The organism is Rhodobium orientis (genome assembly GCF_003258835.1).
GTDB classification, from domain to species: Bacteria; Pseudomonadota; Alphaproteobacteria; order Rhizobiales; family Rhodobiaceae; genus Rhodobium; species Rhodobium orientis.
Genome location: NZ_NPEV01000039.1, coordinates 1 through 15,909 on the forward strand (window position 1 = coordinate 1; position 15,909 = coordinate 15,909).

Here is a 15,909-nt window from a genome sequence, read left to right on the forward strand (position 1 = left end):
CGCCATGCGCCGGGAGGGGACGAGACGTGTTCGTGTTTCTGGCAAGGGTGCTCGGCTACTGGATGATCGCCGCGGCGATCGTCGGCATCGTCATCGACGGCACCAAGTCGATCGCCGCCAATGCGCTGGTGATCACGCCGCTCGGCGAGACCTGGTTCGCGCTGAGCCCGGGCAGCCTCAACGCCCTGCAGGCCGGCATCCAGCGCCATATCAGCCCCTATCTCTGGGACCCGGTGCTGCAATGGGTCCTGATGCTGCCCAACTGGGCGGTGATCGGCGGCCTCGGCTTCCTCATCGTCTGGCTGACGACGGCAAAGACCCGCACCGCCGACAAGCTGCCGGCCTGACCCGGCGTTTCTGTGGCCGCTCCGGCCGGAAAGGAAAAGCCATGTTCCTGTTCGACGTCCTCAAGCACAAGATGCGCGTGCCACCCGAGAGCGAGGCGCTGCGCGGCCGCGACCAGCCGATCGCCACGCCCGGCCCGCATGCCGTCAACGGCGTGCCGGTCGATGCGCCGGTGCCGGACGGCTTTGCCGAGATCGTCGTCGGCATGGGCTGCTTCTGGGGGGCAGAACGCCTGTTCTGGCAGATGGAAGGGGTCTATGTGACGGCGGTCGGCTATGCCGGCGGCTATACGCCGAACCCGACCTACCAGGAGGTCTGCTCCGGCATGACCGGCCATGCCGAGGTCGTGCGCGTCGTCTTCGATCCGAAGCTGGTCTCGCTCGATCGGGTGCTGAAGGCCTTCTGGGAGGGCCACGACCCAACGCAAGGCATGCGCCAGGGCAACGACACCGGCACCCAGTACCGCTCGGCGATCTATGCCGGCGACGCGACGCAAAAGGCGGCGGCCGAGGCCTCCCGCGATGCCTACAACGCGGCGCTGACGGCAGCCGGCAAGGGCGAGATCACGACGGAAATCCGCGGACCCCAGCCCTTCTATTTCGCCGAGGACTACCACCAGCAATATCTCGCCAAGAATCCGAGCGGCTATTGCGGCCTCGGCGGCACCGGCGTCACCTGTCCGGCCGGAGCGGGCGTTTCCGCGCAATAGGTCAATGGCGGGGGCCGTCAGCGCGCGACGAGCACCTGACTGCAGGCTGCCGGAAGCTGGCGCACGGCCATCGGCTTCCAGGTCTTTGCGCCCTTTTTCGCCGCGGCGATTCGCGCCCGCCGCTTGGCATAGGGCGCATCCGACAGCCACCAGGAGAGCGGCTTGCCGCAGCCGTCGCCGGCGGGCGGCGCACTCTGGTCCTTGCAGCCGGAACTGCCGCGCGGGCAGGAAAGCCGGACGTGGAAATGGTAGTGGTGGCCGTACCAGGGCCGCACCTTGCGCAGCCAGGAGCGGTCGCCGGTCGCCCAGTCGCAGAGTTTCTTCTTGATCCCCGGATGAACGAAGATCCGCGCCACCCGCCGGTCGCCGGCCGCGCGCTTGATGAGGCGCGCGTGGGCGTCGGTCCAGATGGATCTGTCGACCCGGCCGCCCTCCGGGATTTCGATGCGCGCCATCCTCGGCCCGAGCATGGAGGTCGCCGCCATCTTTTCCCGCTCTTGGGCGCTCAGGGTTCGGCCCGGCATCGGCGTCAGCCAGATGTCGGCATCGAGCCCGATCTGGTGGCTGGCATGGCCGGTCAGCATCGGCCCGCCTCGCGGCTGCGCCAGGTCGCCGATGAGGAGCCCGTTCCAGCCGAGCTTCGGGGCATCGCCGGCAAGGTCCTCCAGATAGTCGATGAGTTCCGGGTGGCCCCAGTTGCGATTGCGCGACAGCCGCATGACCTGCCAGGTCCGGCCGGTGACGGGAAGCGGCCTGGCGCCGGCAAGGCAGCCCTTGGAATAAAAGCCGATGGCCCGCGGCTTCAGCGGTGCCGGCGTCTGCTGGCGACCGAAGACTTGCTTTGCCGGGGCGTTGGGATCGACGCTCTGCGGCACCAGCGACGCCGTCCGCTGCGGCCGGTCGGTCGGCGCCGGACGGGGGATCGGCGCATCGTCGTCGGCGATCGTGGCGCTGAGGTCCGTTCGGTCCAGTTTCGGCTTCGGCTGCGGCAGGGTGGTTTCGGGTCCGGCGGCCAGAGCGGCTGGCGCCAGCACGGCCAGCGCCAGAACGGCCAGCGCCGGGCGGATATGCAAAAGGACGGTCCGGCTGGTCATCTCGGCTCCTCGGTCGGCTCTTGGACAAAAGCGCATCCGCCCATCCTCTGCGGTTTTCGGTTTACCGGCCGTTAACCCTGCCGGAGATGCCGCCCGGCGGCGTTCCCGAGGCCGACTCAAAGGCTAGCCGTCCCGCGTGGCGAGGAGAAGGCACAACCGGGCCATCCTCCCGGAACGGACCGACACGGTCGCGATTGTCGCGTGTACGGACTGCGAAATGTCAACCGCAGATACCGTTTAGCGCGATGGTCTGGCGGGGAGATTCGGAAAGGTTGCATTATATTATAAAATTCTTATATACATGTGCGTTGTCAAAAACCCGCATCCGCCCTAACTTTTGCCCTGCGACATCTTGTCAACACGCAGCGAACCGGACCCGACCCCATGGATCAGATGACCCCGAGAGCCCCGTCCTCCCCCACCGGCGAACTTGGCGAGAACGGCATTGTCGACGCCGCGACCGCGCGCGAGGAAGCCTTGGCCGGCCGGCTCCTCCTCGTCGACATCCGCACGCCCATGGAATGGCAGCGCACCGGCGTCGGCGACGCTGCCGAAGCGATCTCGCTCCAGGATCCGTCCTTCCTGCAGAAGGTCCTCGACCTTGTCGGCGAGGACAAGTCGAAGGCGATCGCGGTGATCTGCGCCACCGGCAACCGCTCGTCCTGGCTTGCCGGCGAGATGCGGCGCCTTGGCTTCCACAACATCTACGACGTCAACGAGGGCATGATGGGCTCGTTCTCCGGACCCGGCTGGCTCGGCCGCGGCCTGCCCACCGAACGCCCGGCGTAACCGGTCCCGCGCGGTCAGGCAGCGTCGCAAAGCGCCTCGGCAACGAAGGCGTGAAAGCCGTGGGTCGCCGTGTCCATGACTGGCGAGAACCGGCCGCCATCGAAGCCGCGCGCCGAGCGACCTTTCTGCATGCCTTCCACGACAAAGATGTCTTCGGCAAAAACCTCGCGCCACATGGCGCCGTGGGCCTGTCGCATGGCGGCCCGGTCCGGGCCCGTCATCGCCGCATCCGCATAGAAGATTTCGACGCGCTCGACGGTACGGTCGGGCGCGACCGGCTCCAGCAGGATGGCAAAGACGTGGTCGCGGTGGACGCCAAGGAGGACGTTCGGATAGAGCGCCACATATTCCGCCGCCGTCGCCCACGTCTCCGACAATCCCGGAAAGTCTGAGAAGCGGCGCCCGCCGGCGTCCAGTTGCGGTGCGTAGACCAGGGTGCCCTGGCCGGAGAACCGGCCCGGCTCGACGATGTTGTAGTGGTCTTCCAGCCGCGAATAGCTGTTGAGCCCGGGATGGACGAAGGGCAGGTGGTAGCTCTCGCAGTAATTCTCCACGGCGAGCTTCCAGTTGGCGGCAAGGTCGAGCGAGAACGACGCCGACGCACCGCCGGAAAAGAGCGGCCGGCCGGCGAATTCGGACCAGCGCCGAAGGAGCGCGTCGTTCGCCTCCTCGAAAGCCGCAGCCTTGCCGGAAAAATCGACGAAGACGACGCCGAGGAAGACGTGCGAGCGCACCTCGATGAGGCCGAGCGTTGCCGGATCGACGGCCTCATGTTTGTTGCAGCCCGGCCCGCCGATATGGGGCGTGCCGCGCAAGGTTCCGTCCTGATTGTAGCACCAGGCGTGGTAGGGACAGCGGATCACCGATCCGAGCCGCGTCGGCGCCTCTATGAGGACCATGCCGCGGTGGCGGCAGACATTGAAAAAGACGCGGAGCGTGCCCTGCCGGTCGCGCACCAGGAGCAGCGGCTCGCCGAGGAACCGGACCGGCACCGCCATGCCCGGTTCCGCCACGTCGTGATCGAAGGCAATGGCCGTCCAGTTGTCGGTAAAGACCGTGCGCTTTTCCGCCTCGAACCAGCAAGGGTCCGTATAGAAGCCGTTGGCAAGGCCGGCGGCGGTCTCGATCGGCCGGCGCACGGCATCGAGCCCGGTGCGACTATCGGCATCCAGCAGAAGCGCGGTCATCGGCGTCTCCCCCACGCGGCAGAGCATCGGACCCAAGAGCGGGAACCGGTTTCAGGTCCGATGCTCGAACGAGCAACTGGAGCGCCGTTCCGATGCGACCGGAACGGCGGGCGCTCCAACGGATAGAAGACGTCAACTTTGACAGCCGGTCCGCGTTGGGACGCGCCGGAATTGGGAACGACTCTTAATTGCGCCAGGAGCGGAATGCGCCCTCATGGGAGGGCCGGCATCGAGGCGCAAGGGCTGCATCCGATTGCCGTCACCCGACGGCTTTCCTTTTACGTTAAAGTTATCTTCTGACCGACGCAGCCCTGCCGGCCGCCACTGGTTCCTCGTCGTCCAGCGGGTACCAGTACGCCGCCTTTTCCGCGTCGCGCGCAACGACCACGAACTGGTTCGCAAAAACCCGGTAGGGGTGGCTCCAGAAGCCGTCGGGCCATTTCACCCGCACTTCCGCCCGCTCCGCCGTGCCGAGGCCGACATGGACCCAGCCGGCGCTGCCGGAGGCATGGCCGCCGCCAACGGCGAGCTTGCGGGTCATGGAGTGGTTGCCGGTCTTGACGTTGAGGATGGCGCCGATGCCGTTGCGGTTGGGCGCTTTTTGGGAGAGCTGGATGTGCAGCCAGTTGCCGAGCGGCCTGGTGGTGCCGCCGGCCCTGGCGCCGCAATTGCGGAAGACGCTGACCGGCGCGCTCCGGTTGACGACGACGAGGTCGAGCGCCCCGTCGAGATTGAGGTCGATGACGGCGGCGCCCCTGCCCTTCCTCGGCAGCGCGATGCCGGCTTCCGATCCCGCCTCGGCGAAGGTGTCGTCCCAGCGGGCGAGCAAGAGATTGTCCGGGTCGGTGGCGGCGAAATCGGGCATTGCCTCGACGTTTCCCTTGGCGATGAAGAGATCGAGGAGGCTGTCATTGTTGATGTCGGCGAACTCCGAATGCCAACCGGTGGACGGGCGCCTGTCGCCGCCCGCATAGGGCCGGTGGGCGGTGGCGCCGCGCTCAAAGGCGATGTCGCGATAGACGGGGCGATCCTCTTCGGCCTCCCGGTCCAGCGTCTGGATCTTGGTGTCGCCCATGGAGGTCAGCGCGTATTCCGGATAGCCGTCGGCGTCGAGGTCGCCCTCGGTGATGCCCATGCCCCAGATACGCAGCGTCTGCCAGCCGTCGGAGCGGGTGTAGAGCGTCGGCGGGCGGCCCGGCGGGACGTGCCAGAGCTGCTCCTCGCCGCCGCGGTAATATTGCCGGTCGTTGGAGACCCTGAGCGACGGCTCCCCGGAGCGGTTCCAGTCCGTAAAGAGCATGGAGAGCGCGCAATAGCCCGGACTGAGCGTCAGCGGATCGCCATAGTCGGGGCGCGGACCTGAAGGAGAGCGCATGAGCGCGTTGTCGTGGCAGGTGCCCCAGGGCGAGCCCGGCGCGGAGCGGTCCACATAATTGCCGAAGGCGAGCGTCGGGAATTTTTGATCCGCCTCCCAGATGGCGGAAAAGGCCGTCGTCCAGGCGCGGCCGCCGTCGAAGGCCCAGGCGCGGTTGGCGACCGAGAACGAACAGTCCGGGCCGCCCTTCAGGAGCGCGTTGCGGCCGAGCCGCAGGACGGCGAGGTCCATATGTCCGTCGTCGTCGATGTCGAGCGGATAGGCGCCGAGGACGTTTTTCAGGGTGCGCTCGCCGATGTCGAGTTTGACCGGCTCGAAACGAAGCTCGCCGCCGATCCGGGAGCGGTTGCGATAGAGTTTTGCCGGCTCCTTGCCGCCGGCGAAGAACAGCTCGGGCTTGCGGTCGCCATCGCAGTCGAAGCTGGCGACGCCGCCGCCGACGAAGAATTCCCAGGGGCCAGAATAGCTGTGGTCGATGCCAGCGGCCTTGGCCTCTTCGTGCAGCACCGGGATGTCGGCGGTGATTTTCGCTTGCTCGCCGGCGCGGGGCGCGGAGACCGCGAGGGCCGCGAACGTCGCCGCAAGAGCAAGGCGTATGAAACGGCTCATCGGGCGATCCCCAGCGTCTTCAGAAACGCAATCAGGCTTCCCCGCTCTTCGTCGTTCGCCGCCACATACGCATCGCGGGACGCGCGCCCGGCGCCGCCATGGGCGCGGATGGTTGCGTCGAGCGTCGTCAGGTCGCCGCGGTGGCCATAGGGCGCGGTGTCGGCGATGCCCCAGAGTTCGGCGGTCAGGAAGACGTCCGCCTCGACGAAGCGCTGGGCCAGGATCTCGTTGCCGAAATGGTCGACCTGGTTGTCGGCGATGCGGTGGCGCTTCAGGTCGCCGAACACCGGGATCAGCCACGCGCCGCTCTCGTCTCGCGTCAGGTGCCTGGCGAAGGGCATTTCGGAGAGGTCGATAGCGCCGGGCGCCGCGACATCTCCTTGACGTAAGGTGCCGGCTGTATCGTTCGGTCCCGGATCGGCAAAGACGAGGCTGTTGAGCGGCAGGGTCGGCCGGTGGCATTCCGCGCAGCCGATATCGGCAAAGAATTTTTCTCCCGTTTTTGCCGCGTCCTTCCAGGCCGGGTTTTCCGGCGTCTTTTGCTCCGGCGGCGGCAGGGTCGCCTGGAAGGCGACGACGGCCGAGACGTCGCCGGCGCTCATCTCACTCATCACCCCGTCTTCGTCGAAATCCTCCGTGCCGGTCCAGCGGGTGCCGAAGCGCTCGTCGGGCTGGATGCCGTGGTGCTGGTTGAGGGCGTTGATGGTGAACTGGCGGAGCGAGGCAAAGACGCCCTTCTGGCTGAACGGGCGGATGACGAGGTCGGTGTCAACGCCGTCGAAGCCGGAAACGTCGACCGCGCCGTCTGGAGAGGCCGTCAGCCTGCCGAAACCGACCCCCTTGGTGGCAAGCTCGACGGTCACCGGTTGACCAGCCTTTCGCGCCGCAAGAAGCGCCGCGTGGCGCTGGGCCTTCAGATCCGCCGTCATCTCCCGGGCGAGCAGTTCCAGAAGGCCCGAGCCGAAGAGATGCGGCGTTCCCCGCTCATTGGAGAATTGCGGCGCCGTGCTGTCGAAGTCGGCGCTCTCAAAACCTTCGGAGACGAAGACATTGGCGGTGAAATCGCCGGCCCCGCCAGCCTCTGGCACGTTGTGGCAGGAGGTGCAGGCATTGGCATCCGGCCCGAAGGTGCGCGCGAACGTCTCGCGCACCGGCCGCTTCTTCTTCGTCGGGATGATCGCCTGGGTGGCCGCGGGCCGCCCGGCCCCGTCATGGACCGTGAAGCGCGCCTCAAAGAGGATCTTTCCGTGCTTAACGACGGTCTTCAGCCGATCCCCGTCGAGCGCGCCCGTAACGCTTTCCAGCCCCAGATGGGCCGGTATCGCCTTTTCGATCCACACCGGCTCTTCGGCGCGCACCGGGGCGGCGGCCAGACACACCGCGACCACGCCCAAAAGGACGCAGCGCCCGATCCTCCCCATGGCGTTCCCCTGATCTTTTCTCATTGCCCGGCATTCTAGCGAGGTTTGTGGGCGACACCAGTCACGGATGCGCGCGCGGTTTCCCTCAGCCCCAAACATGCAATAGCTTGCGGGACTCATTTCAAAAAACGGGAGACATTTTCGTGACGCCACCTTTTTTGAGCTACGAGGACACCTATGACGCGCTTTCCTGGGAGGGGGCGGTGGAGGCCCTTCGGGCCGGGCATCTGCGGGCAAAGGCCGAGGTCGGCGACGTTTTTCTGGGGCCCTCCGACGGCACGTTGCTGACCCGCGCGGCCTATGTCCCGGGGCTCGGCTATGGGGTCAAGGCGGTCACAGTCTTCGGCGAGAACCCGGCGCGCGGGCTGCCGACGGTGCAGGGGGCGATGTTCTTCTATGAGCCGAGCGAGGGCCGGATCGAGGCGGTCATCGACAGCCGGCTCGTCACAGAATTCAAGACCGCGGGCGATTCCGTCCTCGGCGCTAAGCTCCTGGCGCGGCCGGACAGCAAGGAGCTTCTGATCGTCGGCGCCGGCACCGTGGCGCGCAGCCTGGTCCATGCCTATTCGGCGATCTTCCCGAAGCTGGAGCGGATCGCGATCTGGGCGCGCCGGGGCGGGCAGGCCAAGGACCTGGCGGCCGAGTTCGCCGGCCATGCCATCGCGGTTTCCGCCGCGCCGGACCTTGCAGAAGCGGCAGCCGAAGCGGACATCATCGCAACGGCGACGATGGCGACCGCGCCGGTCCTGCAACGCGATTGGATCGCGCCCGGCACCCATATCGACCTCATCGGCGCCTTCAAGCCGGACATGCGCGAGGCGGACGATGCCCTGATCGCGGAGGGCCGCCTCTTCGTCGACAGCCGCGAGACCACCATCCACCATATCGGCGAGTTGATGATGCCGATCGCCGCCGGGGCGATTTCCGAGGCCGCCGTCCTTGCCGACTTCTACGACCTCATTGCCGGCAATGCCCCCGGCCGCACGGGCGACGACGAGATAACCGTCTTCAAGAACGGCGGCGGCGCCCATCTCGACCTGATGACGGCCGACTACATCGTGAAGGCGGTGAAGGGCGCGGCGCAATAGCCGGGGCGGCGCAAAGGCCGTAGACGGCAAAAACGCCATTTCCTATGCTTCGGCCCATGGGGGATTCTGCCGCGCGCGCACAACCGAAACTGGAGACCTTCGTTGCCGAGGCCAAGGCCTCGGGCGGCTCGGAGCTTGCCAACTACCAGCTCTTCGTCGTCGGGCTGGCCGAGGCGCTGGGGCTGGAACGGCCGCAGATGGCGGGCGAGGAAAACCAGTTCAACGACTATGTCTTCGAACGCCGGGTCGACTTCAAGCACCCGGACGGCAGCCGCACGGCCGGCCGCATCGACTGCTACAAGCGCGACTGCTTCGTGCTGGAGGCCAAGCAGTCGGCCAAGCGCACGAAAAAGGCTACTGGCGACCAGCTCGCCCTCCTTCCGGAGGACGCGGGCCAGAAGAAACCCGGCCATGCCAAGAGGGGCACGCGCGGCTGGGACAAGGTCATGGTTGCCGCGCGCAAGCAGGCCGAGGACTATGCCCGCGCGCTGCCGGTGGAGCACGGCTATCCGCCGTTCCTCCTGGTGGTCGACGTCGGCAACGTCATCGAGGTGTTTGCCGACTTCTCCGGCCAGGGCAAGAACTACGCCCATTTCCCGGACCGCCGGTCCTACCGCATTTCCATGGACGACCTCTTCGACGAGAAGGTCCAGGACCAACTCGCCGCGATCTGGAACGACCCGCTGTCGCTCGATCCGGCGAAGGAATCTGCCGAGGTCACGCGCGAAGTCGCAACTCGGCTCGCCAAGATCGCCCGCCGGCTGGAAAAGAAGCACGATCCCAAGGACGTCGCCGAATTCCTGATGCGGTGCCTGTTCACGATGTTCGCCGAGGATGTCGAGTTGCTGGCCGACGATGGTTTCGAAAAGCTGATGGGCCGGATGAAGGAGACGCCGCAGCATTTCGTGCCGGCGCTGGAAAGCCTGTGGGCTGTAATGGATGAAGGCGGCTATGCCCCGCACCTGAACGCCACCGTCAGGCGCTTCAACGGCGCACTCTTCAAGTCGCGCAAGGCCCTGCCGCTGGAAGCGGAGGATATTGCCGACCTCCATGCCGCTGCCGGACGAAACTGGAAGCATGTGGAGCCAGCGATCTTCGGCACGCTCCTGGAGCGCGCCCTCGATTCGCGCGAGCGCTCCAAGCTCGGCGCCCACTATACGCCGCGCGCCTATGTGGAGCGGTTGGTCATCCCGACCCTGATCGAGCCGCTACGCAAGGACTGGGACGAGATCCAGGTCCGCGTCCGCGACCTGCACGAGGCCGGCAGGGACGACGAGGCCTTGCGGGTCGTCAAGCAATTCCACCACACGCTCTGCACCACAAGGGTGCTCGATCCGGCCTGCGGCACTGGCAACTTCCTCTATGTCGCGCTGGAGCTGATGAAGAAGCTGGAGGGCGAGGTGCTGGAGGCTCTCGACGACCTCGGCGAGGACCAGGCCCGCTTCACCATGGAGGGCGAGACGGTCGGGCCGCGCCAATTCTTCGGGCTGGAACTCAATCCCCGCGCGGTGCCGATCGCCGATCTCGTGCTGTGGATCGGCTATCTGAAATGGCAGTTGAAGACCGGCGGGCCGGGCGCCATCACCGAGCCGATCCTGCATGCCTATGGCACGATCCGCGAGCAGGACGCGATCCTTGCCTATGACGCCAGGGAGCTGGTGCGCGGCGAGGACGGCACGCCACTGGCGCGCTGGGACGGGGTGACGAAGAAGCCGCATCCGATCACCGGCGAGGAGGTGCCCGATCCGGCGGCGACCGTGCCGGTTTACGCTTACGTCAACCCGCGCCCGGCGCCCTGGCCGGAGGCGGAGTTCATCGTCGGCAACCCGCCCTTCATCGGCGGCAAGGACATGCGGGCCGAACTCGGCGACGGCTATGCCGAGGCGTGCTGGAAGGCGCGCCCGCAGATGCCGGGCGGGGCCGACTTCGTCATGCATTTCTGGGACGAGGCGGCGACCCGCCTGACCCGCAAGGGAACGAAGAAATCCCCCAATCCCCTGCGCCGCTTCGGCTTCATCACCACCAACTCCATCACCCAGACCTTTTCCCGCCGGGTGATCGAGCGGCACATGGCGGCCAAGACCCCGCTGTCCCTGGTCTTTGCCATCCCGAACCACCCGTGGCTGAAGGCGAGCGACAAGGCCGCGGTGCGCATCGCCATGACGGTGGCGGAAGCCGGCGAGAGCGAAGGCGTGCTGGCCGAGGTGGTGTCGGAAGAAGGGTTGAATAGCGATACGCCGAAGGTCGGGTTGGAAACTCGGGAAGGGAAAATTCAAGCAAATATTGCTGTTGGGCCAGATCTTTCTTCTCTCGTCCGCCTCAAATCAAATGAACACCTTTCATTTATGGGATTCAAACTACATGGTCAGGGTTTTGTTATCAGCAAAAATGAAGCAGATCGCTTGCGAATAAAAACACCTAGATGGGTAAAAAAATACCTTATCGGGCGCGACATTGCGCGAAAGTCGAGAGAATTATTTACGATTGATACCTATCCAGAAGATATAAGTGAGATAGAAATCAAGAACCCTGGCATATATCAATTATTACTGGAGAAAGTGAAGCCTGAAAGAGAAAATAATAACGACGGATTTAGGAGGAATAAATGGTGGTGGTACGGCCGTCCGCACGATGCCCAGAGAGATTCTATTCGAGAACTCGAAAAATACATCGTAACGGTTCGCCAATCATCTCACAGGTACTTCTTGTTTGTAGACGTCGACACTGTTGTCGAAAGCACTGTCGTAATGCTTGGCCTCCAAGCCTCGTGGTGCGTATCCGTTCTATCGAGCTCCTTGCACACCGTTTTTTCTTTGGCCACTGGCGGTTGGTTAGGCGTTGGCAATGATCCGCGATATCAGCATGAAAGCACGTTCAATCCCTTCCCCTTTCCGGCCTGCGTCACCGACGACAGCGATCCGGCGCTCAAAAAACGCCTGGGCGATCTCGGCGAGCGGCTCGATGCCTTTCGCAAGGAACGGCTGGCCGAGCACGAGTTCCTGACCATGACCGGGCTCTACAATGTGCTGGAGCGGGTGCGCGAGCTGGAGGCCGGGTGCGATGTGCCGCCGCTCTCCGACAAGGAGCGCGACATCTACGAGGCCGGGCTCGTCGGCGTCCTGAAGGAACTCCACGACGACATCGACCGGGCGGCCTTTGCCGCCTATGGCTGGGACGACCTGGCCGAAAAACTGGTGGGAAAGCCGGGGGCGACGACGCCGAGCCCGCACAAGACGGCCGACCAGGAAGCGGCCGAGGAGGAGCTGTTGACCCGGCTCGTCGCGCTCAACCGGGAGCGCGCGGCGGAAGAGGCGCGCGGGCTCGTCCGCTGGCTGCGGCCCGACTACCAGATCCCGAAGCTCGGCCACAAGGTGGCAAGGCCCGAGGAGGGCGAGCAGATCGCCGCCGACATGACGCCGATCCTGCTGCCGGAAAAGCCGAAATGGCCGGCCGACGGGCTCGACCAGATCCGGCTGCTGCGCGACGTCCTCGCCAAGGCCCAGGCGCCGGCGCGCCCGGCCGACATCTCGGCCCAGTTCAAGGGCGGCCGCAACCGGCTCTCCCGGGTCGAACAGGTGCTGGAGCACATGCTCGACACCGGCATGGTGCGCACCGGCGACCTGGACGGCGACACGGCCTATTTCCTGCCGCGATAGGGTTTTTTAGAGCGAATTCTTATCCGAAAACCGGTTCCCACTTTGCGGGAATACGCTTCTCACAACCCGTATTGGTACTTCACGCGAAGGTCGAGGGAGAGCGGTCGCGACCCAAGGATCGGCGGGCGGGGGACGACGCCGCTGGCGGCCAGAACCGCCTGGCGGGCGTCGGCGTCGAGCGTCGTATCGCCCGAGCTTTGCAGCATGTGGACGTTGCTGAAGGCGCCGGCGGCGTCGATGGTGAGCGCGAAGCGGGCATTGCCGGCAAGGGCGCTGGCGCTGCCGGCCGCCATGCGGCGGGCGTGGACGGCGTCGGAGACGTCTTCCAGGTAATCGTTGAGGGCGCGGCGGCGGCGGTCGGCGCGGGCCTTGCTGCTTTCGCGGGCAGGCGCCTGTTCCTCCAACGTGATCGGCGCGGCAAGGCTCATGGCGACGTCGGGGGCAGAAAAATCGACGACGATCATGTCGTCGCCGGCCATCTCCGTCTCGGCCGCGGGAAAGCCGCCGAGGACCAGCCAGTGGGCGGCGAGCGAGATGGCGATCGCCGCGGCGATGCGCTCGCCGTCGGTCACGGCTGCGTCTCCACAACAGCGGCGTGGCGGGCCGGCTTGGTCGCAATAACGAGGCGGTCGCCGCCATTCTCGCGGATGGTGCTGACGGCGGCAAGAAAGCTGCCGACGGAGGCGTCGCGGTCGGCCTTCAGGACGATCTGCATGCCGCCCGGCACTTCCCGTGCCCCCTTCACCTTGAAGCCGAGCTCGCGCAGATCGATCGGCTCGGTGTCGGCCAGGAGGCTGCCGTCGGCGGAAAGCACGATCTCCAGCGTGCGCCCGGCATAGGTGCGCGCGACCTCCGACTTCGGCAGGTTCATGTCGACGCCATGGGTGGTGAAGGCGGCGGCGATGACGAAGAAGATGAGGAGGATGAAGACGACGTCGAGGATCGGCGTGACGTCCGGCAGATTGCCGTCGCGGGGCTTTGACCTCAGCGGGATCATGACGGCCTCGCTGCCGCCTCGGTCATCAGGACGCGGTTGGAGAGCCGCGACAGGGCAAACGCCACCTGCTCTTCGCGGCGCAGGAAGCCGCTCTGGGCGATCACCGCCGGAATGGCGATGACGAGGCCGGCGGCGGTCGTCAGCAAGGCCTGCCAGATGCCGTCGGCAAGCAGCGTCATGTCGATGGCGCCGCTCGCCGAGGCAAGGCGCGAGAAGGTCTGGATCATGCCGATGACGGTGCCGAGAAGGCCGAGCAGCGGCGCCACCCGGGCGGCCATGCCGAGGAAGCCGATGCGGCGGTCGAGGCCGCGCACGATTTCCTCGATGGCGATCGTCGCCCGGCCTTCCCGGACGCTCGCCGCGCCGCGACCGAGGAGGGCTTCGACTAGCGGGCGCAGGGGCGGGCTCTTTTCCGCGGCGGCGGCAAGGGTTTCGTCCGTGTCCTCGCCGCGGGCGGCCGCTTCCAGGCGCCGTTCCATGTCGGCGTCGAACAGCGGCAGGGTGGTGAACACCAGCAGCCGGTCGAGGATGATCGCGACGACGAGGACGGAGAGCGCAATCAGCGGCCACATGACGAGGCCGCCGTCTTCAATGAACCACATGGGGGGACTCCAGGTCTTGCGACTCCGGTTCGGGGGCCTCTTCTGTCAGGGGGGCCCAATGGGCGCTGAGGTCGGGGCTGTCGACGCCGCGGCCGATGACGATGAGGAAGGGCGGCTCGGTCACCGCGCGCTCCGGCGCCACGAACTCTGCATGGCCGGGGACGAATTGCAGGATCTGCGGCTCGTCGACGCCCTTGAGTTTCACCACGCCCTTCACCCGGTCGACGGCATCCGGGCACTCGACGAGGAGGCGCGAGAGGACGTCGATGTCGACCTCGTCGGGCAGGGTGAGCTTGAGGTACGAAAAGCCTTCGCCGAGATGGGAGGCGTGGTCGTGGTCGTGGCCGTGGGCATGCGCATGGTGATGGTCGTGATGGTGGGCGTGGCAATGGTCGCCGTCGCCGTGGTGCCCGTCACCGTGGTGTCCGTCACCGTGGCACTGACCATGCCCTTCGCCATCGCAATGATCGCGGCCATGCGCGTGGCCGCAGCAGCAGGGCACCTCGTCCTCTTCGTCGGCGAGCAGCCGTGAAAAACCGGCGCCGAGAAGCTTCGGATTGACCCGCCCCTGGCGCGCCTCGATGACGTTCACCCCCGGCGCCCGCCGGGAGAGATCGGCGTGGATGGCGACGAGCGTTGCGTCATCGACGAGGTCGCATTTGTTGAGGACCAGGGTGTCGGCGGCGGCGATCTGGCCGCTAGCGATCTCGGAGTCCGCGATGGTCGTGAAATAGCGCGCGGCATCGACAACGGTGACGACCGCGTCGAGTTGCACCAGGTCGTCGAGGTCGCGCAACTCCTCCACCATGTTGAGCGGATTGGCGAGGCCGGTGGTCTCCAGCACGATCATGTCCGGCGCGAACCGCTCTTTGAGGGTGCGGATCGCAGGCGCGAGCGCGCCGGACAGCGTGCAGCAGACGCAGCCGGCATCGACGGCCATCACCGAGTCGTCGCCTTCCAAGAGCATGGCGTCGACGCCGGTCTCGCCGAGCTCGTTCTGGATCACGGTGACGAGCTCGTTGCGGCCGACATGGTACTCGATAAACTGGTTGAGGAAGGTGGTCTTGCCGGAGCCGAGGAAGCCGGACAGGACGATGAGGCGCGGCCGGTCGCCATAGCTCTCGGGGCGCTCGGTCGCCGGGACCAGCGGGATCGGATCGCGGCGGTAGCGTTCCAGGCCGGCATCGGCGCGCAAGGTGCCGCCGAGGGGCTCAAGGCAGCGGCCGAGGGCGGGCGCCTCGCCCCAGACGAGGCGGTCGGTATCGCGATAGGCGCCGGCGGCGGAGACCGTGGCGAGGCTGCCGGCGGTGCGCCAGAGGGTGACGGAAGACGATGCCTCGAAGGCGTCGATCCGGGCGGGCGCGGCGCCGGACGACACCGTGAGTCCGGCGGCGAGCACGGCGACGAGGTCGCGGGCGACGTCGAAAGCGGCAAGGTCCTCGTCGGCGGCGCCGGGGGCGACGACGAAGCCGCCACCGGGCGCTTCGATGCCGGCTTCCACCAGCACACGGCGGCGGCGCTCGGCGGTCAGCGCCAGGCCGATCGCGGCGCCGTCTGTGGCAACGGCAAGGCGCAGGGACGCGATCGAAAAGGCAGCAATGAGATCCGGATGGGCCGGAAAGTCGCGCAGGCGCTCCGGCGTGCCGTCGGTGGCAGCGAGGATGGCGGCGGAAATCGCAAAGCTGTCGAGCAGCGGCTCGTCGGCGTCGGGAAAATAGCAAAGGGCGTAGTCGACGTTGGCGGGATCGCCGTCAGCGGTGACGTTCACGGGGATGAGGCCGTAGACGCCGGGGCGCTTGTCGATGCGGCAGGTGAAGGCGCGCGGGTCGCTGTCGCACTGGGACAGGCCGAGCCAGCCTTCGGCGCGGCGGAAGCGGGCGTCCATGCAGGCGGCGGTCATCCAGCTTCGCGGCAGGCCGGCAAGGGCGTCGTTTGAAAGGCCTTGCGGGCCGGCGGGGCCGAACAGGCGGGGAAACAGGGAAGCGGTCATTTTCTTGGAACTCCCGGGAGGTGGGAGGTGGGGCCGCGCCAGATAAG

At 66.6% G+C, this 15,909-nt stretch carries 13 protein-coding genes; 5 read left to right on the forward strand and 8 right to left on the reverse strand.

The genetic code is table 11. The features are described 5' to 3' along the window. Window positions 1-26: 26 nt before the first annotated feature. Both CH339_RS16315 and msrA read left to right on the forward strand, forming a co-directional pair. Window positions 27-347: a hypothetical protein gene (locus CH339_RS16315; protein ID WP_201241020.1), complete on the forward strand. Its 321-nt coding sequence runs from the start codon at window positions 27-29 to the stop codon at window positions 345-347. A gap of 41 nt (window positions 348-388) precedes the next feature. Then, window positions 389-1,054, forward strand: a complete 666-nt coding sequence (msrA, locus tag CH339_RS16320; protein ID WP_111435437.1) for a peptide-methionine (S)-S-oxide reductase MsrA — start codon at window positions 389-391, stop codon at window positions 1,052-1,054. A gap of 17 nt (window positions 1,055-1,071) precedes the next feature. On the opposite strand, the gene mepA is transcribed toward msrA, so the two are convergent. Next, the gene (gene mepA / locus CH339_RS16325; RefSeq protein WP_111435438.1) at window positions 1,072-2,148 is read right to left on the reverse strand and encodes a penicillin-insensitive murein endopeptidase; all 1,077 of its coding nucleotides are present in this window, start codon (window positions 2,146-2,148) and stop codon (window positions 1,072-1,074) included. Between the two features lie 384 nt (window positions 2,149-2,532). Here mepA and CH339_RS16330 point away from each other — a divergent pair, with 384 nt between their 5' ends. After that, window positions 2,533-2,937 carry a rhodanese-like domain-containing protein gene (locus tag CH339_RS16330; protein WP_111435439.1) on the forward strand — a complete coding sequence of 135 codons (405 nt, stop codon included), beginning with the start codon at window positions 2,533-2,535 and terminating at the stop codon, window positions 2,935-2,937. Between the two features lie 14 nt (window positions 2,938-2,951). On the opposite strand, the gene CH339_RS16335 is transcribed toward CH339_RS16330, so the two are convergent. The 3 genes from CH339_RS16335 to CH339_RS16345 form a co-directional block, all read right to left on the reverse strand. Then, on the reverse strand, window positions 2,952-4,124 hold the full coding sequence (locus tag CH339_RS16335) for an aromatic ring-hydroxylating oxygenase subunit alpha (protein ID WP_111435477.1): 1,173 nt from the start codon (window positions 4,122-4,124) through the stop codon (window positions 2,952-2,954). A 289-nt stretch (window positions 4,125-4,413) separates the two neighbouring features. Continuing rightward, a complete protein-coding gene (locus tag CH339_RS16340; protein ID WP_111435440.1) occupies window positions 4,414-6,108 on the reverse strand; it encodes a CRTAC1 family protein in 1,695 nt (564 codons plus the stop codon). Further along, window positions 6,105-7,553, reverse strand: coding sequence for a cytochrome c family protein (locus CH339_RS16345; protein ID WP_244669139.1), 1,449 nt, complete (start codon window positions 7,551-7,553; stop codon window positions 6,105-6,107). Before CH339_RS16345 ends, CH339_RS16340 begins: the two co-directional genes overlap by 4 nt. A 119-nt stretch (window positions 7,554-7,672) precedes the next feature. Between CH339_RS16345 and CH339_RS16350 the strand changes: the two genes are divergently transcribed. Both CH339_RS16350 and CH339_RS16355 read left to right on the forward strand, forming a co-directional pair. Beyond that, window positions 7,673-8,617 (forward strand): ornithine cyclodeaminase family protein, encoded by a 945-nt coding sequence (locus CH339_RS16350; RefSeq protein ID WP_111435442.1) that lies wholly within the window; start codon window positions 7,673-7,675, stop codon window positions 8,615-8,617. A gap of 56 nt (window positions 8,618-8,673) precedes the next feature. Then, window positions 8,674-12,273, forward strand: coding sequence for a class I SAM-dependent DNA methyltransferase (locus CH339_RS16355; RefSeq protein ID WP_111435443.1), 3,600 nt, complete (start codon window positions 8,674-8,676; stop codon window positions 12,271-12,273). A gap of 59 nt (window positions 12,274-12,332) precedes the next feature. Here the strand turns inward: CH339_RS16355 and CH339_RS16360 are convergent, their stop codons facing one another. The 4 genes from CH339_RS16360 to CH339_RS16375 are packed head-to-tail and all read right to left on the reverse strand — an operon-like array spanning window position 12,333 to window position 15,862. Further along, window positions 12,333-12,845 (reverse strand): TonB family protein, encoded by a 513-nt coding sequence (locus tag CH339_RS16360; protein WP_111435444.1) that lies wholly within the window; start codon window positions 12,843-12,845, stop codon window positions 12,333-12,335. Further along, complete coding sequence (locus tag CH339_RS16365; protein ID WP_111435445.1) at window positions 12,842-13,270, reverse strand: ExbD/TolR family protein; 429 nt, start codon at window positions 13,268-13,270, stop codon at window positions 12,842-12,844. Before CH339_RS16365 ends, CH339_RS16360 begins: the two co-directional genes overlap by 4 nt. After that, a complete protein-coding gene (locus CH339_RS16370) occupies window positions 13,267-13,872 on the reverse strand; it encodes a MotA/TolQ/ExbB proton channel family protein (protein WP_111435446.1) in 606 nt (201 codons plus the stop codon). The genes CH339_RS16365 and CH339_RS16370 overlap by 4 nt, the downstream gene beginning before the upstream one ends. After that, entirely contained in the window at window positions 13,859-15,862 is a 2,004-nt protein-coding gene (locus CH339_RS16375; RefSeq protein WP_111435447.1) for a CobW family GTP-binding protein, read from the reverse strand. The genes CH339_RS16370 and CH339_RS16375 overlap by 14 nt, the downstream gene beginning before the upstream one ends. Window positions 15,863-15,909 lie beyond the last annotated feature (47 nt).